This window comes from Clostridium chrysemydis, assembly GCF_015234215.1.
GTDB classification, from domain to species: Bacteria; Bacillota; Clostridia; order Clostridiales; family Clostridiaceae; genus Clostridium; species Clostridium chrysemydis.
Genome location: NZ_JADEKP010000002.1, coordinates 15488 through 36481, shown reverse-complemented (window position 1 = coordinate 36481; position 20994 = coordinate 15488). Strand labels below are relative to the sequence as shown.

Below are 20994 nucleotides of genomic sequence, written 5' to 3'. Positions count from 1 at the left end.
CTCAAATATTTCTTTAACACAAGCTAAATTTATGATTATATGCCTTAAAGACAAGCTTTTTAGCTGTTAGTTAACTTGTTTTTTATATTGCCCTATAGAAATGTTTTGCTTAATTGTTGGTTATGCTGTTTTTTACTATTTTTATAAATTTTTAATTTATAATACTATAAAAGGCTAATCAAACGGCTATATAAATACTAAATGAAAGACTATTTAAAAGACTATTTAAAAGACTATTTTATAAGCCTCAATATCTATCTTTAGGTTTCCTAATTTCTCTATTTTTAGTTTTACTAATTTATCTTTAACTTTACTAATTTATCTATAAGGATTTTGTCATCTATTTCACATTAGATTCTTTCTACTATATGTTACGTATTTAATTCTTCATATTATCTATTACTTATTAGATTCTTTCTATTATCTATTACCTATAAACTAATATAAAATATATAATTATAAAATCAAAAAAGTTGATAAGAAAAATCTTATCAACTCTTTTAGGTACTTGATTGATTATATAATAATTTAAGGAAATTTCCTTTAATTTAGATAGCTTTAATATCCCTAGAAGCAACAACGTCAACGCCTGTTCCTAGAACATCACTTATTATTATATCTCCCATTTTTACAGGAGCTTCTATATTAACTTTTGAAAGTACTTCCATACATTCCATATTTAGTCCTTTCCCGATTGGGCCTGTAGTTTTAACTGGTATTACTGGAAGTTCACCATTATTAACTTTAACTGTTGAAGTTATAACTCTAACTGGGTTTGTAACTTCGTTTAATCCGTAGATCTCTCCTCTTTTGCAAGTGTTTCCTTCTACTGTTTTATTTTCTACATCTACTTTTAAATGACACCCCATTGGGCAACTTATACAAATTAATTCTCTTATCATTTATTCCACCACCATTATTTTTATAGTTAAATTTCTTTTTGCTTCATTATTCTAAAGATATTACGATTTCTCCCTTTACTCCTTCTAGAAGTTTTTTAGGTAAATTTATTTTTTCCATCTCAGCTGGTGCTAAGTGTTTTCTTTTAAATGAAGCTATTACTTTATCTCCATTTCTAACTACGATTTCTTTATCGTGGTAAATATTATTAACTCTCATGAAAACAGTCATATTTCCATCTATATTTTCTGCTGTGAATTTTTGAGGTACTGTGTAGTTTATGTTTTGACCATTTTTAATCTCAACAACATCTCCTCTAACTAATTCACCTTTTATATATTTAGCTGCTGAAACTCCTGCGTGTTTTGATTCTTGAGTTACGAAATCTACTAAATCGTGAACGTGAACTACGTTTCCAGCTGCGAATATTCCAGGGATTGAAGTTTCCATACTTTCTGAAACTACAAGTCCGTTAGTTCTTCTATCTCCTTCTATTCCAGCTCCCTTTGAAAGTTCGTTTTCTGGGATTAATCCTACTGAAAGAAGTAGTGTATCTACGTCGAACTCTTTTTCAGTCCCTTTTATAGGTTTTCTGTCAGGTCCAACTTCTGCGATTATTACTTTTTCTAATCTTTCTTTTCCTATTATATCTACTACTGTGTGTGATAGGTATAATGGAATATCGTAATCATTTAAACATTGAACTATATTTCTATTTAATCCGTTTGAGTAAGGCATAAGTTCTACAACTCCGTGAACTTTTGCTCCTTCAAGTGACATTCTTCTAGCCATTATAAGCCCGATATCCCCTGAACCTAATATTAATACGTTTTTCCCTGGCATAAAGCCTTCCATATTTATATATCTTTGAGCTGCTCCTGCTGTAAATACTCCAGCTGGTCTATCCCCTGGTATATTTATAGCCCCTCTAGTTCTTTCTCTACAACCCATAGTTAGAACTACAGCTTTTCCTTCTAGAACCATATATCCTTCTTCTGGATTTATAGCGTGGACTTTTTTAGTTTCATTAGAATCCTCTATATCTAAAACCATAGTTCCAAGTTTAACTGAAACATCAGTGTCTTTTAACATATTTATAAATCTTTGAGCGTATTCAGGACCTGTAAGTTCTTCTTTAAATGTATGTAGTCCAAATCCGTTGTGGATACATTGATTTAGTATTCCTCCAAGTTCTTTATCTCTTTCTAAAATAAGAATATTTCTAACTCCGTTTTCATAAGCTTCATTTGCTGCTGCAAGTCCAGCTGGACCTCCACCTACTACTATTAAATCGTACATACTAAATCCCTCCTACTTTGTCTTTCCTAATAAGATATATGAACCGTTTTTCTCTTGTCTTACATCTTCTAAGTTCATGTTTAATTCTCTTGCGATAATTTCTTGAACTCTAGGTCCACAGAAACCACCTTGGCATCTTCCCATTCCTGGTCTGCATCTTCTCTTAATTCCATCTAAAGTCATTCCATCAAAACATCTTTTTATAGAATCTACTATTTCACCTTCTGTTATGCTTTCGCATCTACAGATTATATTTCCGTATCTTTTATCTTTTTTAATTATTTCTGCTTTTTCACTAGGACTTAACTCTATAAATCTAATTTCTTTTCTTTCCTTATTGAAATTTTCTTTCTTTTCTTCTTTAAGTCCTGAATTTTTTAAGATTTCAACTACATCTAAAGCTATTGCAGGTGCTGATGAAAGCCCTGGTGATTTAATTCCAGCTACATCTACAAAACCTTTAACTTCTTCATCTTCTCTTACTATAAAATCTCCTGTACTTGGAGTTGCACGAAGACCTGCAAAGTTTCTTATAGATTCTCTAAAATTAATCTTATCTGTAGTTCTCATAGAAGTTTCTCTTATATAATCTAAGTGATCTCCTTCTGTTTTTAACTCTTCTTTGTCTTCTATATCTACTGCGTTAGGTCCAACTAAAAGATTCCCGTGAACTGTAGGAGTAACTAGAATACCTTTTCCAAGTTTTGATGGACATTGGAAGATTGTGTGACTTACTACATCCCCTTGTGATTTATCCATTACGAAGTACTCACCTTTTCTTGGGATAATTTTAAAATCTTCTTTGCAAATCATGTTGTGAATTTTATCTGCATAAACTCCAGCTGCGTTAACAACATATTTAGCTTTTACAGTTTCACCATCTTTTAAATTTATTTCAAATATATTATCTACTTTTTTAATTCCTATAACTTCGCTATTTAATCTAACTTCTCCACCATTATCTCTACCGTTTTCCATAAGTGCTATAGTATATTCAAATGGTCCAACTATTCCACCAGTTGGTGCATATAAAGCTCCAGCAATTTCTTTATTAATATTTGGTTCTTTTTCTAAAACCTCTTCTTTACTTAAAACTCTTAAACCTTTTACGCCTATCTTTGTACCGTTTTCACAAAGGTCTTTAACAGTTTTTAAATCTTCCTCGTCATAAGCTAATACTAATGATCCATTTCTTTTAAATGGAACATCTAACTCTTTGCAAAGTTCTTCAAACATTTCATTTCCTTTTACGTTGTACTTTGCCATAAGAGTTCCTATCTTTGGGTCATACCCAGCGTGAACAATAGCTGAATTCGCTTTGCTAGTTCCCATCGAAACGTCGTTTTCCTTATCTAAAACTAAAACTTTTAAGTTGTATTTTGTTAATTCCCTAAATACAGATGCTCCTATAACACCTGCTCCTATAATTGCAACATCTACCATAACAATTCCTCCTAATTTCCATGAATTAATTAACTAAGCGATAGCGACATAAGCTTTTGTTAATAAAAAAAGCCAAGCAGAAACTAGAGGAACCGATTCCTCTAATTTACGTGCTTGACTCTAACTCTCTTAAACACTAATATTTATTTATGTCTTTATTATAAACTAATTATTAACCCTTGTCTATAACTAAATGAAAACATTTTCTTAAAAATTTATTCTTCTTCCCACTGAGCAGTTCTCTTAACCGCTTTCTTCCAGCCTTTATAAAGCTTTTCTCTTTCTTCTTTTTCCATAACTGGTTTATAAGTTTCACTTACATACCAAGATTTTGATATATCATCTTTACTATCCCAATATCCTACTGCAAGACCTGCTAAGTAAGCCGCACCTAGTGCTGTAGTTTCTGTTATTATAGGTCTAGTAACTTCTGAATCTATCATATCTGCTTGGAATTGCATTAAAAATTCGTTTTTACTTGCTCCACCATCAACTTTTAAATGCTCAATTTTATATCCAGCATCCTCTTCCATAGAAGTTAAAACATCTTTTGATTGGTAAGCTATAGATTCAAGTGCTGCTCTTATTATGTGATTTCTATTTGCACCTCTAGTTAATCCAAAGATAGCACCCCTTGCATACATATCCCAATAAGGAGCTCCAAGTCCTACAAAAGCAGGTACAACATAAACTCCACCATTATCAGAAACTTTTCTTGCAAAGTATTCTGTATCACTAGAATCACTAACTAACATAAGCTCATCTCTTATCCACTGAATAACAGCTCCACCTACAAAAACAGAACCTTCTAAAGCGTATTGAACTTCGTTATTCATTCCAATAGCTATAGTAGTTAAAAGCCCATTTTTACTCTCTACTCTCTCATTTCCAGTATTCATAAGTAAGAAACACCCAGTTCCATAAGTGTTTTTAGCAGAACCTTTAGTAAAACAAGCTTGCCCAAATAGTGCCGCTTGTTGATCCCCTGCAATACCTGCTATCGGAACTCTAACGCCACCTTTTCCTCCAAGGTTAGTATAACCATATACTTCAGAAGAATTTTTAACTTCTGGAAGCATAGACCTTGGAATATCAAGTTCTTTTAAAAGTTTTTCATCCCAATCTAACTTATCAATATTAAAAATCATAGTTCTTGATGCATTAGTTACATCAGTAACGTGGACCTTACCGTTTGTAAGTTTCCAAGTTAACCAAGTATCTACAGTTCCAAAAAGCAACTCTCCTTTTTCTGCTTTTTCTCTTGCACCTTCTACATTATCTAAAATCCATTTAATCTTAGTTCCTGAAAAGTAAGCATCTAAAACTAACCCTGTACTTTTCTTTATGTAAGTTTCAAGACCTTTTTCTCTTAATTCATCACAAATTTTAGCAGTTCTTCTGCACTGCCAAACTATAGCATTATATATAGGTTCTCCAGTATTTTTATCCCAAACGATAGTAGTTTCCCTTTGGTTTGTGATACCAATAGCTGCGATTTCTTCTTGAGTTATATTTGCTTTTGCTAAAGCTTCTTGCAAAACACCATATTGACTAGCCCAAATCTCCATAGGGTTATGTTCAACCCATCCTTCTTTTGGATAAAACTGAGTTATCTCTTTTTGACTTATTCCTAATATGTTTTGGTCCTTATCAAAAATTATAGCTCTCGAGCTTGTAGTTCCTTGGTCTAATGCGATTATATACTTATTCATAAAAAAACTCCCCTAACATAAATTTGTTTTAATCTTTTGTCGCTATCGATTAATTAACAAATTACATATCCCAAATCTCAGGCTTAGTTGAAGATACTGAAGTTGCACCTGAACTTAAAGCAAGCATAACTTCTTCTTTTTCTTCTACAAGACCTCCAGCTATAATTGGAGTTCTAGAAATACTATCAAGTTTTTCTATTACCTTTGGAATAATACCAGGTAAAATCTCAACTGCATCAACATCACTATTAACTATCTTAGTTGCGTTATCAAGTGAGATTGTGTCTATAATAAAAGTTCTTTGTATAGCTATAAGTCCTTGATTTTTAGCACTTCTTATAGATTGGCTTCTAGTGCTAATAATTCCTTCAAATTCAGTTTCCTCTTTTATAAATCTTATTGCTGCATCTTTATGACTTAAACCATCGATTAAGTCAATATGGACGATTCCTATTTTCCCATTTTCTTTAATTGATTTGCTTATACCTCTAATATTTAGTAAATCTCCAAATAAAACAAATATCACAGCCGAGTTTGACTCTAAAGCTAACTTTAATTCATTTGCATCTTTAACTGCAGCTATTATCGGATTATCTTCTAAAATACTTCTAAAATTCATCGAATATCCCCTTTGTGTAAACATTTTCCTTAATCATATTATCACATTTTTAATAACTTTCCTAACGTTATTAAATTAACAATTGCACCCTCCTTTTATTTACATTATATACATATTTTATTGCTATAATATGAACAATTAATTTTCTATTCAATATAAAGAGATACGTTTAATCTATTTATAATTTTAAAATTTTTAATTTTAATGGTGCTTTATTTATTTTTTACAATTATAACTACTTTTATTTTCCTAAAGGGATTTAATAATACTAAATTTTACTTCTTGTGTTACTTCTTATTTTTCGCTGATTTTACTTAAAGATTTTTTGTAATTATTAGTATAGAAGTTTATTTTAAAAATACTTTAATCCATTTGACTTTGTAAGAAAATTAACAAAGTAACTATCTTTTTCAAAATATAGGGGGATTTTTCATGAAATTTAATTTATTTTTTATAATTTATGTGCTACTTATTTTATTTTTTGCCTTTATCTTATATAAAGACATAGTAAATTACTATAATTTTATTAAAGACAATACTACATATTATGTGTACGCAAATAAAAAACCAAAATTAAATAAGACTTATTACTACTTTCTTCAAAGTGCTACTGCCTTTATTTTTATATTTATTTCTTTTATTATTAATTCATTATCTGATGTGTTTTATACTGTAGGATTTGCTTATTCATTTTTATTTTTACTTTATAAGCATTTAAATGTGTTTATAAATGATAAATATATAATTAAAGGATTTAAGATAATTAAAAAATCTGATATAGATTACTTCAATCTCAACTACAAAGAAAATATTATAACCATTTATCTAAAGAATAATAAATCGGTTGTTTTAACTAGTAATTTTGATTTAACTTACTACGTAAAGTTATTTAATGATTTAGGTTACGGAAATTTATTAACTAAAAAAATATATAATTTTAATTAGATTTTAAAAGCCTCTTAGCATTAAAAAACGCTAAGAGGCTTTTATTATTTTAATTCTTCTTTTATCTTTAGTGCAGTTTCATTTATACAGTTAAAATCTCTGTATAATCTAAATATACTAATTATTATTAATCTTTCTTTATCATTATCCTCTTTATAAAATAATTCCCTTATTTTTTCTAATATATCTTCACCTTTAAAGTTCTTCTCTATTATAGAGACATTTTTATAATAGATATCAAATGCTTTCATTTGCTTATTATTTTTATATATAACTTTAACGTCAGATAAGAATTCAGTTTCATAACTTAAAAGAATGTTTAAGCTTTCACTTTTAATAAGTAGATTGTTATAACTTAACCTTCTATAATAGTGGTTACTCATAAGCGTTAAATCATCAATATTTTTAACTTCTTTTGAGTTATTAAGTACCGCCTTTAATACTTCTTTGTTATTCTCCATAAGTTTGTCTATAGCTTTAATAGTATCATCTTTAACACTAAATGGAAAAATATTATTAGTAACTAAAGCTACTATTATTATAGCTAAAAAGTTTAATACTAACCTATAAATTCCCACATTATCACTTTGACCACTAGGAACTAAAAGAACTACCATACTTAATGACATAATAGTTATAAAAATAGCACGCTTTTTATATTCTTTAGTAGTAAATGTAAAGAATAATCCTACAGCAAAAGCTATCCAAAGTACAATCTTATTTTCTCTTCCTATTAGATATAAAATTTCAAAAGAAATTACACCTATAACAGTTCCAAAGACTCTATCTTTTATCTTTTTATTTATCTCTTCAACAAAAGGTAAAACTAAAACTGAAATAGTAAAAGGTAACCACTTACCTACGTAAACCCCATAATAGTCAACTAAAAGAATTGAAATTGATAGTAATATTGAAGTCTTTAGTGCTAAGTTATATCTTATTGATTTATTTGCTACTTTTTTTCTATTTATCTTTAATCTTTTTACCCTATCATCATTATACAAATTTATATAGTTTTCTTTATTATCTATAGCTTTTATAAATTCTTTAACTGTAAGTAATATATTATAAAATCTATACTTATCTATCCCTTTAGTTTCCTTTGTGTCTTTAGTTAATATATTATATTTTAAAATATCATTTTTTATATTTAATAAAGTAAGTTCTCCAGTTGAATATAATATTATCTGGTCTACAAATAATATTATTTCTCTTATTATAAATTCGTTTTGATCTGTTTTTTTTACATCTTTTATATTTCGCTTTAAATTAGATAAAGTAAATAGAATAATAGACTTTTCTATAGATTTTTCAGTATCTTTTTTTGAATTTTCTAATCTATCATGAACTTCTACCTCAGCATTTTTTATAAGTATATTTATGTTAGAATTGTCCTCTCCTTCGCCTTCTAATATACTTTCAAGTTCTTTTTTTATAGCTTCTGCTATCTTTTTTATCTCTAAATTGATCTTCTTTTCAAAATCATGATTTGTAAAATAATAATATTGAGCTATTATAACTAGCCCTGAGAAAGCCAGCGCTAAAAGTCTTTTTGGCATATCTTCAAGAGGTACATTAGAATATAATAAGAATAGATACATCATAACAAATCCTGAACTTTTTGCAGGCTTAAAATCGTAACTAAATCCATAACATAGAGAAAACACAACTACAAATGATATTATTATATTTAAGTATATATTTAAATTTGAAACATACGCTGCTATTCCTAGTGCTACTTGGATAAATACCATCTTATTTATAAATGCTAATGGCTTTGAAGTATAATCTTCCTTATAAAATGGTACAGCTATTATAATAGTCCCAAATGCAACTATTAGATTTTTGCTCCCAAATAATAAAAACAATCCCATAATCAAAAGGACTGTTAAGTATTTCTCTAACTTTTTATTTAAGGTTTTACTCATCTTTAGTCTCCTCTTTATTGTTATCTTTATATTCTATCACCTTTTTATTCTTTATTTGTTTCTAAATTATTATCAAGTTTTATCTAAAATAAGAACGAATATATTTATAAATAAAAAAGCAAGCCCTTTAAGACTCTTTAATTTATATTAAAGTTAGTCTCTTTTGGCTTGCTTTTAAATTAAAATTCTACTTTTATATTAACTTTTCCTAGGTTTCTTGGAATAAGTTCTCCTTCTATTTCTTCTTCATTAATTATAATTTTTTTAGCACTTCCTCTTCTTACTTCTATAGAATAATCCTCTTTTTCATTTTTTATAAATATCTCGAATCCATCCCAATCTTTAGGAATAGAAGGATTTATAGAGTAGCCTTCGTCTTTAACTTTATCAAAACCTAAGATGTTTTGAAGTCCTACTTTATACATCCAACCAGCAGTTCCAGTATACCAACTCCAACCGCCTCTTCCGCCGTGAGGTTCCCTAATATAAACATCTGCTGCCATAACATATGGTTCTAGTTTGTATCTTCTGCACTCAAGCTCTGTTTCAGTATGGTTTATAGGGTTTATCATATGATAATATTCCATAGCTTTATCGCCCATACCTAGTTTTGTTAAAGCTAGTATAACCCAAGTTGCAGCGTGAGTGTATTGACCTCCGTTTTCACGAACTCCAGCAACATATCCTTTAATATAACCTGGTTCTTCTTTTGACTTTTCAAAAGGAGGTGAAAGAAGTTTTATAAGACCTAAGTCTTTATCAACTAAGTTTCTATCTACAGCTTCCATAGCTTCAATAGTTCTCTCCCTTTTTCCGCCTTCTGATATGATAGACCAGCTTTGAGCTAGAGAATCTATTTTGCATTCCCCGTTTTCTCTAGAACCTAAAGGAGTTCCGTCGTCAAAGTAAGCCCTTCTATACCAGCCTCCATCCCAGGCATTCTTTTCAAGGTTTTTAAGTACAAAATCTGAATCCTTTAAGTATTTTTCTGATCTTTCTAAATCATCTTTTCTTTCACATAGAGGTATAAATCCCTTAAGGATTTTGTATAAAAACCATCCTAGCCAAACGCTTTCTCCTTTTCCTTTGTTTCCAACAGTACTCATACCGTCGTTCCAGTCACCACTTCCCATTAAAGGAATGCTATGCTCTCCAAATCGAAGACCTCTTTCTATAGCCTTAATGCAGTGTTCGTAGATAGTTCCTTCTTTGTTTGATTGATTAACTATAGTATATCTTTCATCCTCACCTTCATTTAAAGGAGCATCTTCTAAATAAGGTGCCTTTTCTTCTAATATACTGTAATCTCCTGTCATATTTATATATTCAACTACTGCATAAGGCATCCAAAGTAAATCATCAGAAAATCTAGTTCTTATACCACTATTTATAACAGGGTGCCACCAGTGCTGAACATCTCCTTCTAAGTATTGCCTACTAGCATTTTTAAGGATTTGCTCTTTAGTAATCCTTGAGTCTATAAGTCCTAAAGAAAGTGAATCTTGAAGCTGATCTCTAAAACCATAAGCTCCTCCTGATTGATAAAATGCAGTTCTAGCTAAATACCTGCAGCTATAGTTTTGGTAAAGTAGCCACCCGTTTAAAAGGTAATCCATCGACTTATCTCTAGTTTTTACTCTAATATTTCCTAGGAAATTACTCCAATATTCTTTTACTTTCTCTAATTCATTGTAGGAATTTTCTATAATTTTATATTTTTCTATCTTTTCTTCTATTAAATCTTCACTTTCTTCTTCTCCTAAAAGAATTACTAATTCTTTAGTCTCAAAAGGTTCTAGTGTTACTTTTAAATTCAAACTTAAACAAGGATCATATATACTTCCAGAAGTCCCTTCTAATATGTTTTTATTTAAGGCACTAGGAGAATATATATCATTTGAAACTCCAATAAATTCTCTCCTATCACAACTAAAAGTAATAGACTCTCCGCCCGTAGCTGTAAGGTAAGCCTTATCTTCCCCAAAGTATTTAGAGTATTTGTTTTGCCCGTAAACATAATCTTTTTTGTTGTAGGTAGTTATAAAACGAGCTGTGTCTCTAGGCGTTACACCAAGTACTAATTCTAAATAATAAAGGATTGATAACTTTTTAGTTTTAGATGAGTTATTTTTAAGTTTTATTTTATTAATTTTAAGCTTTTCTTTAGTTGGAACAAAGGTTATTAACTCTCCATCTATCTCACCCATCCTATGTTTAAATGAAGAGTAACCAAAGCCGTGATTTATAATGTATTCTCCACCATCTCTAACTGGTTCTGGAGTTATTGAAGAAAACTTAAAATCGTCGTCGTTTCTTATATATAATGCTTCAAAAAGTTTGTCTTTTACAGGGTCGTTGTTCCAAGGAGTAATCTTATTTTCTCTGCTGTTTTTACACCAAGTGTGAGCTGAACCTACTTCTGAAATATGAAAACCAAATTCCTTATTTGAAATAACATTTATCCAAGGTGCTGGAGTATTTTTAAAGTCCTTTAGCTTTATAACGTAGCTTCCATCTTTTTTACTAAAGCCTCCGTAGCCGTTAAAAAAGTCTAAGTCCTCTTCTTTAAAATCTATTTCTTCTCCAAACTCAAATTGTAAGTTGTTATTTAATCTTACTGAATTAAAATCTTTAGCCTCTTTTATAGATTCTTCGTTTAATCTATTTTTTAAAGGTTTTATTTCTCCAAGTTCTTTGTGCCTTCTTAAAGTTTCTCCTTCTATTATTCTATCTTCTAATTGGTTTAAAACGCTTCCTTTTTTACTTTTGATGTAAAGAGATGAAATTCCAACTAAGAAGTCTCTAATATCTTCTCCCATAGTAGATTTGTTGTGAAGATATATTCCTCCTTGTTTATTTAATACGTCGTCAGTTCTAAGAAGGTGAATAGCTTGAAGAATCGCCTTTTGCATAGGCTCTTCATAGCTTGCTTCTTCGTTATTATAAATTATTAAGTCTACTTTAAGCCCTTTTAGTTTGAAGTAATAATGCATTTTAACTAAAACTCTAACGTCATCAAGATCCTCTTCTGAATCTACTTCTAGCATTATAATATTTAAATCTCCTGAAATACCAAATGCCCAAAGGTCTTGTTGGTGCTTACTTATATTTTCTATAAATTTTTCTCTATCTCTTCTTCCATCATTTAAGAAAAGAATATATGATGCTAATCTTTGATAGATGTTTGCCATCTTTGAAGTTATAGCTAAGGCTTTTAGTTCTAATTGCATAGATTTGTTGTAAATGTTAAAAGTACTCTCTAGTTTTAGGTCTAAAGAGTATTTAGAACTTAACTCTAAAACTTCTTCTTTAGAAAGTGCGATACCAGTAATAAAATAAATTGTTTTTTCTTCATTTCCTTTAAGTGAAACCCTGCTTCTTAAACTCAATATAGGATCTAAAACTATACCAACAGTGTTTTTTAAACTGTTATCATTATCTAAGGCTTCTGGTTCTTTTAAACTTCTATTTCTTCCTATAAAGTTTAGCCTTGAAGTTTCGTAACTAATATCAGTCTCTTCTTCTGATATTAGTTTGTGGAAAATATATGGTACCTTTCCATTTTTAACTCTAGCTCTTCTTTTACCTATTAGAATTTTATTTGAGTCATCATATTCTGTTTCTATAAATAGATTTGAAAAACTAGGGTGAGCCGTATCAGATGCTAAACTTGTAAGAGTTACTTCCATATAACTTGTAAGTTCAACCTCTCTAGATTTCTCACTTGTATTTTTTATTTTTAATTTTCTTATTTCTAGATTATCTTCAGGAGAAACAACTATTTCTAATTCACTTTTTATAGAACCTTCGCTTTTTAAAAACTTAGAACTATCTATAGAAAAATCTACTAGATAATCATCGTTTTCCTTCTTACAAGGCTCGTAAGTTGCACTCCAAAACTCGTTAGAGTTTAAGTTTTTGATGTAGATAAAAGATCCGCTATCGTCAGTTGTGCTATCTCCTATCCACCTGTATAACAAGTCATCATTTTTCTTAGAATACCCACTACCAGTTAAAGTTACCATAGTACTAAATATGCCATTCGATAAAATATTAACTTCTGGATTTTCCCTCTTAGCCCCTTTAAATATTCTATGTTCGAATTCTTCCCTTATAAGTACATCTCTTTTTGGAATAAATTCTTCTTCTCTTTCAAAAGTTATTACTTTTGGAACTTTTTCTTTTAAGATAGTTTCAGTCGCTTTAACTTCAGGAATACTATGGAACCTCTTTTGCATAATATTTTTATTTAAAATATTATCTAAAGCTAAAAAAGACATCCCTAAATGGTGAACCATATAACAATTAACCTTTCTTCCACCTTTTCTTATTCCTCTTTCCTTTTTATCTATTTCTTTGTGTACAATATCTTCGTTTAAGTATTTATTAACTCTGTTTGGCGTATAATCTATAGCTTCAATAAATCCATATCTTTTAAGAGCTCCTATTTCTTCTAAAAGTTTTAAGTTAGAATAAGAGTTTTTGAAGTCATAAGATAATGTCATAATGCTTGAATAAGGGGAAATTACTAGTTCGTTTTCAAGCCCTCTTTTAAGACCTATACCCGGAATTCCAAAAGCTTTGTATTGGTAGTTTTCTCCTACATCAAATCCAAAGTATGCTGACTCTGATATTCCAAAAGGAATCCTTTTATCTTTTGCAAATCTTCTTTGAGCCTTTATAACTGATTTGTATGTTATATCTAAAAGTGTTCCTTCGAAATTTTTCATAATAAGAGCTGGCATAAAGTATTCAAACATAGTTCCACTCCAAGAAACTAAACTCTTTATTCCGTAAGAATTAGTCATAGCCCTACCTAGTTTAAACCAATGTTTTTCATCTATTTCACTTCTAGCTATAGTTAAAAATGAAGCTATTCTCGATTCTGATGCTAAAAGGTCATAATATGAATTCCCTAAAGAGTCTTCTTCTAAGTTATATCCTATAGAAAACAAACCTCTCTCTTTTTTATATAGGAAATCAAATTTCATATTATCCATATCTTCTTTTAATTCGTTTATTAAATTTAAAATTCTATTTTTAAAAGTTATAATCTTTTCTGACATAAGCATAATAGTATCTTTATATTCTTCTCCTGAAGAGTTATAAAGTACTGCCATATGTTTTTCAATTTCGTTAATTGAAGGAGGGTTTTTATCCCACTCACTTTTAAATAATTTCTTTACTCCATCATAGCAAAATTCGAAATATCCTATCTTTTTCTTTATTTCAGCTTTGCATTTTTTAAGCCAGTATTCCTTTTCTTTGTCTTCTTCAAAATCTAATAATTCTAAGCTATTTAATTCTTCTTTTAAAGTGTTTATATAGGATTTTATGTTATATCCTTTAGAGCTATCTAAAAAGTCTTTTTCTTCTATTTTTAATATTTTGTAGATATCTTTAATGCTAGTTAGTTCATTTTTTCTTATAAGTTTGTAATCTAAAGATTTTTCTAAAAAGTCTTTTATTATCCACATATACCCTAAAAGATTTCCACTATCTACAGTTGAAATATATCTAGGAGTTAAGGGTTCTTTTGTCCTAGTATCATACCAGTTGTAATAATGTCCTTTATATTTTTCTAAAGTTTTCATATTGCTTAAGATAAGTTCTAACCTATCTATAACTTCTCCTATAGTTATATAGCCTAAATCATACGACACTATATTACTTATAAGTCCCATTCCGATATTTGTAGGGGAAGTTCTATAAGCTACTCCTTTAAAAGGCTCCTCTTGATAGTTATCTGGTGCTAAGTAGTTGTTTTCACTATTTACGAAGTCTTCGTAGTAAGCCCAAGTTCTCCTTGAAATATTTCTTAAATAGCTTTCTTCCTCTTTAGAGATTTCTATCTCTTCTTTTTCAATTGGTTTACTTATTTTAAAAGCTATATAAGGTGCTACTATCCACAAAATAGATATAGCTCCAATCAAAATAGAAAGTAGAGGTGAAGTTGTTAGACCTAAGGCGAAAAATATTACACCTAAAAGAGGTGAAATCCACATTTTTAAATAGTAGCCTTTTAAAGTATTTTTTATGTTATTTTCTATATCTTCTGCTGTTTGCCACATAAGTAAATGTTTCTTGCTAATTGCCATTCTATAAATAGCTCTTACTATAGCTAAAAACATAATTAAGCTTTGGTAAGGAATAAAACTTATTATTAAAAGTATTTCTTCTGTTTTCTTGAATGTTCCGTTTAATTTGTTTTTAGGAGTTACAACAAAATCAGTAATTGAAAATAGAAGCGGTGTTATAAGCGCTAAAAACAAAAGTATGGTAACTGCCTTCCCACCTCTTAAGTAAAATACTGTAATAAATAATCCGATTAATATAGAAGGTGCTAAAAGACTCCTTCTTAGGTTATCGAAAATTTTCCACTTTGAAAGTGCTGATAAATCACTTTTAAATAACCAACCTATAAGCTGCCAATCTCCCCTTACCCATCTTTCTAACCTTTTAGAACTGCTAAGGTACGTGCTAGGATAATCGTCTATGAGTTCTGCATCAGAAACTAAACCACACCTAACAAAGCAGCCTTCTAAAAGATCGTGACTTAAAACTTTATTTTCTTCTATTTTCATATCTAAAACTTTATAAAAAACGTCGATATCAATAATTCCCTTACCTGTAAAAGAACCTTCTTTAAATAGGTCTTGATAAGTGTCTGAGTAAGCTGTAGAGTAACCGTCTACCCCACCTTCTCCTCCAAAGATTTTAGAGAATCTGCTTTTATTCATACTTTCAAGAGATATACTAACTTTAGGTTGCAAGATTCCATAGCCTCTTACTACTTTTTTATCTTTTAAAAATGCTTTGTTTAAAGTGTGTTTCATACTTCCTATAAGTTTTTTACAAGTATCTCTTTTTATAAATGTATCAGTATCTAAAGTTATTATGTATTTAGATTTTCTAACCTCTTCTAAAGAAGTGCTAATTACATTAAATGAAGTTAGAGTTTCTGGTTCTCTAAGAAGAGTGATAAATTCCATTATCTTACCTCTTTTTCTTTCCCAACCCATAAAAACTCCTTCACTTTTATTAAACTTTCTCTTTCGATTTAAAAAGAAGAAGATATCTTTATCTTTTTTGTATTTTTGATTTAATTTTTTAGTTTTTAAAAGGGCATATTCGTTTAACTTACCGTCTTTTTCTAAGGTAGCCTCTTTGCTATCTGAGAAATCTGCAAGTATTGCAAAATATAAGTTATCTTCCTTGTTTCCAAGGTAAGCTACTTCTAATTTACTTATTAAAGAATCTATTTTCTTTTTAGTGTTAATCATAGTTGGAACTATTACTACTGTTCTATCTTTTATAGATATATTTTTTAAATCAATTTTCGGTATATGCCTAACTTTAACCTTTTTAGAAGTTACGTAATTAATAAGTGCAACTACTATTTCACTAGCCGGAATTAAAATTATAAGACCTGCTATTAAATATTGAAGCTTTGTGTAATTAACTTTAAATAAGTTACTTATTAAAAGCGTAAGAAAAACTATAAATAAAGTCCCTACAATATTTAAAGCCCAAAACTTTTTAGGGCTCATAGTATCTTTTTTTACTGACGCTTTAGATATACTTTCTGATAATTCTCCTATTCCCTCATCTACTATGTAATAACCTACATGAGATTTATATAATCTTTTCCCTTCTTCTTTAGCTCTCTTTGCTAAAAATAAGGATTTTTCTGCTACTGCTTTTTCAGTTATACTAAATTCTTTTGCTAAATCTTCTATTTTGTGCCTGTAGTATTCTTTAGATTTAAAATCCATTAAACCATAAGTGTCATCAGGGTCTTTTAATAAAATCTTTTCTATTACTGACGTTTTTTCAAACACATAAGTCCAATCTATACTCTCTATTTCTCTTAAAGACATTATTGAGTGTCCGATTTCTTCTTCTAAATTGCCATCTAAAAACTTAGCTTTTAGAAGTTCCATATCGTTATCATTTCTTTTTAAAGTACTCTTTAAAACATCAATAATCTCTTTATCTCCGTAAGAGTTATCTTTTAATGCTTTATAAAACTCACTATAAAATATCTCTTTTTTACCTTCTTTATTTTTTAGAATTTCTATTATTTTTTCTTTATCTTCTTTGTTTTTTATAAGTTTGTAGGCAAGTCTTTTTCCGTTAAACTTATTTTCTTGAATCAATCTAAGATTTTCTGTAATTTTAGCGAGCCTTTTAATAACTCCGATCCTAAGCATTATAGGAAATGCCCAAATCTCTCCCATATTTAGATTTTTCTCACAACTTAAAAGATATTTTATAACTTCTTCTTTGCTTATTTTTAAATTTTCTTTATTTATAAATTCGTTTGCAAAACATAACACCCTAGGAGTTTTAGAGTTTGAATTATTTTTTTTAGGTAAGCTTTCAAAATATTCTATTGGCATATTAAATTTGATTGCCTTATATTCTTTTTCTATAAGATATATATTATCTAAAAGCCATTCCCCTGAACCTATTATCTCTTCTCCGTCAACTGATAGTTTTTTAATATATCTATAATTCCTATTTATCTTATAGAAACTTTCTTTTAAGTCTTTTAAAACATAATTTCTACTTTTGTATACTTCTGTTTTCTTCACAATTATCTACTCCTTTTGAAAGTCTTCTTTTTTTTAGTTTTCACAAAAGAAGAAAATTTATGAATTAATTTTCTAAAGCTTGTATATAAATAGAAATTTTTGTCCATAATCAAGATATTACTATAGAATTATAGTTTTAATTGAAAGCGTATTTTAAAAAATTTAATCATTTAGAACTCAAGAAACTCAATTAAACGATATTTAAACTTTCACCAAACTGAATCTGCTTTTAAAAATTTATTTAAGCCCTTTAACTCCAATAAAGCTTTTAATTTTTCTATAATTCAATATATAAAAAAGCAGACAAACCGCTACGGCTTGTCTGCTTTTTATTTAATCTTTTAAAAATTCTATTGATTTTAAATTAGTGTGTTTTGTAGGTGTGAACCTTATAATGTTTTTATCACTATTTAACATTGATTCATCTATTACAAAATCATAATCTTTATATTCTCTTCCAGTTTTAACAGTAGTTAACTCTTGATCGTTTAAAGTTACAGAAACTGTATTATCGTCTTCTAAACCTTTCATATTAACTCTAACTTTAATTTTACTTCCTGTATAATCTTTAGGAACTGTAAAGTAAACTTCACCAACGTCGTGGATTTTTTTACCTAACTCGTCTTTCATCATTCCTTTATTTACAGCTTGATAAATATCCTTACCGTTAAAAGCATCTTCATTAAAGTATTTTTTAGTATTAAAGTCTATTTCCATTCCGCCATATCCAGGCCAGCCTGCAATTTCTTTTTTAATATAATATAGCTTGTACTCTATTGGCGCTTTAATTTTAAAGTTTAATCCTAATATAGCAAAATAGGAAACTATTAATAATATAGATATACTATAACAGATTACATTTTTCTTTTTCATAGTATTCCTCCTTAAGGCATAATAGGATTTCCATTAAACCAAAGCCACAATAATACGGCGTTGTATATTATAAGCAATCCTAAAACTATCCATCTCGATTTTTTAAAATGTTCTTCTATAAATAAACTTGAGAATATTATAACTAAAACATTCCCCATAACATATCTAGGTATTGATTGAAGACTTGATAACATCGGAATTATTATTGTTATAAGTGAAAATATTCCTTCTTCAAACTTTTTCTTTTTAAACATATATAAAGATATAACTATTCCAAATATAGCCCAGACCCCTAAATAAATCCAAAATGGAGAATTTATCTTTCCATCGTAAGTAACAAATCCCCCGATTAAAACATCTATAGGGTTGCTATTTTCTCTTCCCCAAGCTATTTGAATATTTTTAAATGCAAATGGATCTCCTACTTTGTTATATAGATAAACCATATATGCAAATATTCCTGATGGAACAAGTAAAAATGATAATAGATACTTTCCATCTAAGAAAAATCTCTTTACTGCATCTAAGAATTTTTCTTTTCTTTCAAATACAGGTCTTAAGAACATTATCATCATAGGGAAAACTAGTATTGCACCAGTAACTCTAGTAGCTGAAACAAGCCCTCCACAAATACCTGCTAAAATCCATTTGTCTTTTTTTAAAAAATAGAAAAATAATATAGTAAATAAAATATATAATGACTCTGTATATAAAGTTGCTGTATAAAATGAGTATGGCCCTACAAAAAGTAGTATCATTGCTATTTTTGCACATTTCTCATTTTTAATCTCTACACAATAATCATAAATAACAAAACTTGCAATAAGTATTATTATGCTAGAAATTACTGACCCTAATATTTCTACTCTAATATTAGTCATCATATAAAACACTTTAACTATCATAGGATACAGCGGGAAAAACGCCCAGTTTGCAGCATTGTTACCTGTCATACCTTGAGGAGAATCCATATATCCATCTACTATTATTCCCTTATACCAAGGTGAATCCCATCTAAATAATAAATCCCAAATACTTTGATCACTTCCATCAAAAACATTATATACAGCCCCAACTAACCATATAAATATCCTCGATAAAATAAATATTGTCAGAATAAATATATATTTATTCTGCAATTTACTTTTTACCCAATCTAAACTCTTCAAACTTAAAAATTCCTCCTAAAACTCTACTTAGATAACATAATATCTAATATAGTATTATCTGCATTTGTTAGTCCATCTTTAACTAACTTTTCTATACTTTTTATTGTTTTTTCAACATCATCATTTATTATACCGTCTTTTGAACTAGGTGTAATTCCATTCATAGCTAGATTTGCACATTGTAGCGCAGCATTAACGCCTGTTGCAATCTTTAAAGCACACGTACTCTTTGCACCGTCACAAATCATTCCAGCAACATCTGAAATCATATTATTAACTGCAAATCGTATATTTTTTAAATCTCCACCTAAAAGATATGTTATCCCGCATGAAGCTCCAGTTGACCCTGCAATTCCAGCTCCACAAAGAGGTGATAATCTTCCCATATATTTTTTTATATGTATAGTTACAAGATTTGATATAGCTAATGCTCTTGCTTTTTCTTCATCAGATTTTCCTAAAATTTCACAAACTTCTGCTACCGGCATTGAACAAACTATTCCTTGGTTTCCTGAGCCTGCTGTTGTCATTATAGGCATTGTACATCCATCCATTCTTGCATCTGATGCAGCGGCTGTAACTGCTATAATTCTTTCAGCTATATTATTTGTAAAAAGATTATGCTTTTCTTTTTGTATCATCTTACTTCCGACTTGTAACCCATACTTGCCATTTAGTCCTTCATCAGATACTTTTCTGTTCATTTCTACACTTTTAAGTAGAAATTTTATATCTTCAAAAGGAACTTCCCTTGAAAAATTATATATGTCTTCTAAAGAAAGCTCAACCTCTTCTTTAGATTCTTTACCTATTTTTTCTTCTTTTTTAAGTAGTATTTCTCCATTTTTCTCAATTAGAACAAAGTTTGTATGATCCCCTATAACTATAACTTTAGACATTTCTTTATTAGTCTTAGAACAAACTTCTATATATAGCTTTTCTTCGGTATTTTTTTGTTTAATTTTTATAATTGACTTATTTAATATCTCATTTGCATTTTCTAAATCATCGCTGCTAAACCCTGATAAAATTTCTAACTCCCTTTTACTATCTCTTATTATTGCTCCAAGTGCAACAGCTATATTGATTCCTACTTTACCTGTACCTGGTATTCCAACCCCTAGTGCATTTTTTATAACATTTGTGCTTAATGAAATTTCTATAGATTCTAGCTTTCCTTCAAGTATTTCAAGACTTTTTGCTACAGCTAATGCTACTGCTATTGGTTCTGTACACCCTTCTGCTGGAACTAATTCCTTATTTAATACCTCAATAAATTCTCTTCTCATAAACGTCTCCTCCTGTAATGAATAATTTTTACTACTCTTTTACAGCCCCTATATATTATAACATTTAGAAGTTATTTGAATAAATAGATACTTTATGCACCTTCATATAAAAATTATAATATATTCTACTCCACTACAACATTGTTTTGCTTCTTTGTTGGTATTTTAATCTATTTACCTGAATAAAGGCACTTTTTTATGTCCATAATCAAAATAACTA

Annotated in this window: 11 protein-coding genes; 1 reads left to right on the top strand and 10 read right to left on the bottom strand. The window is 29.1% G+C overall.

The features are described from left to right. Nucleotides 1-548 precede the first annotated feature (548 nt). From INR60_RS08105 to INR60_RS08085, 5 genes are all read right to left on the bottom strand, one after another. Nucleotides 549-902 carry a DUF1667 domain-containing protein gene (locus INR60_RS08105; protein WP_194191012.1) on the bottom strand — a complete coding sequence of 118 codons (354 nt, stop codon included), beginning with the start codon at nucleotides 900-902 and terminating at the stop codon, nucleotides 549-551. Nucleotides 903-948: 46 nt separating this feature from the next. Next, on the bottom strand, nucleotides 949-2199 hold the full coding sequence (locus INR60_RS08100) for an NAD(P)/FAD-dependent oxidoreductase (protein WP_194191011.1): 1251 nt from the start codon (nucleotides 2197-2199) through the stop codon (nucleotides 949-951). A 12-nt stretch (nucleotides 2200-2211) separates the two neighbouring features. Beyond that, complete coding sequence (locus INR60_RS08095; protein ID WP_194191010.1) at nucleotides 2212-3642, bottom strand: NAD(P)/FAD-dependent oxidoreductase; 1431 nt, start codon at nucleotides 3640-3642, stop codon at nucleotides 2212-2214. 215 nt (nucleotides 3643-3857) lie between these two features. Next, entirely contained in the window at nucleotides 3858-5354 is a 1497-nt protein-coding gene (glpK, locus tag INR60_RS08090) for a glycerol kinase GlpK (RefSeq protein ID WP_194191009.1), read from the bottom strand. Nucleotides 5355-5415: 61 nt separating this feature from the next. After that, nucleotides 5416-5973 (bottom strand): glycerol-3-phosphate responsive antiterminator, encoded by a 558-nt coding sequence (locus INR60_RS08085; RefSeq protein ID WP_194191008.1) that lies wholly within the window; start codon nucleotides 5971-5973, stop codon nucleotides 5416-5418. Between the two features lie 432 nt (nucleotides 5974-6405). On the opposite strand from INR60_RS08085, the gene INR60_RS08080 reads away from it, so the two are divergent. Continuing rightward, nucleotides 6406-6918 carry a hypothetical protein gene (locus tag INR60_RS08080; protein WP_194191007.1) on the top strand — a complete coding sequence of 171 codons (513 nt, stop codon included), beginning with the start codon at nucleotides 6406-6408 and terminating at the stop codon, nucleotides 6916-6918. A gap of 44 nt (nucleotides 6919-6962) precedes the next feature. Here the strand turns inward: INR60_RS08080 and INR60_RS08075 are convergent, their stop codons facing one another. The 5 genes from INR60_RS08075 to INR60_RS08055 form a co-directional block, all read right to left on the bottom strand. After that, on the bottom strand, nucleotides 6963-8846 hold the full coding sequence (locus tag INR60_RS08075; RefSeq protein ID WP_194191006.1) for an FUSC family protein: 1884 nt from the start codon (nucleotides 8844-8846) through the stop codon (nucleotides 6963-6965). 179 nt (nucleotides 8847-9025) lie between these two features. Then, the gene (locus INR60_RS17620; RefSeq protein WP_194191005.1) at nucleotides 9026-17443 is read right to left on the bottom strand and encodes a GH36-type glycosyl hydrolase domain-containing protein; all 8418 of its coding nucleotides are present in this window, start codon (nucleotides 17441-17443) and stop codon (nucleotides 9026-9028) included. Between the two features lie 333 nt (nucleotides 17444-17776). Continuing rightward, a complete protein-coding gene (locus INR60_RS08065) occupies nucleotides 17777-18316 on the bottom strand; it encodes a hypothetical protein (RefSeq protein WP_194191004.1) in 540 nt (179 codons plus the stop codon). Between the two features lie 11 nt (nucleotides 18317-18327). After that, complete coding sequence (locus tag INR60_RS08060) at nucleotides 18328-19485, bottom strand: mannosyltransferase family protein (protein ID WP_194191003.1); 1158 nt, start codon at nucleotides 19483-19485, stop codon at nucleotides 18328-18330. 23 nt (nucleotides 19486-19508) lie between these two features. Then, nucleotides 19509-20774, bottom strand: a complete 1266-nt coding sequence (locus INR60_RS08055) for an L-cysteine desulfidase family protein (protein WP_194191002.1) — start codon at nucleotides 20772-20774, stop codon at nucleotides 19509-19511. Nucleotides 20775-20994 lie beyond the last annotated feature (220 nt).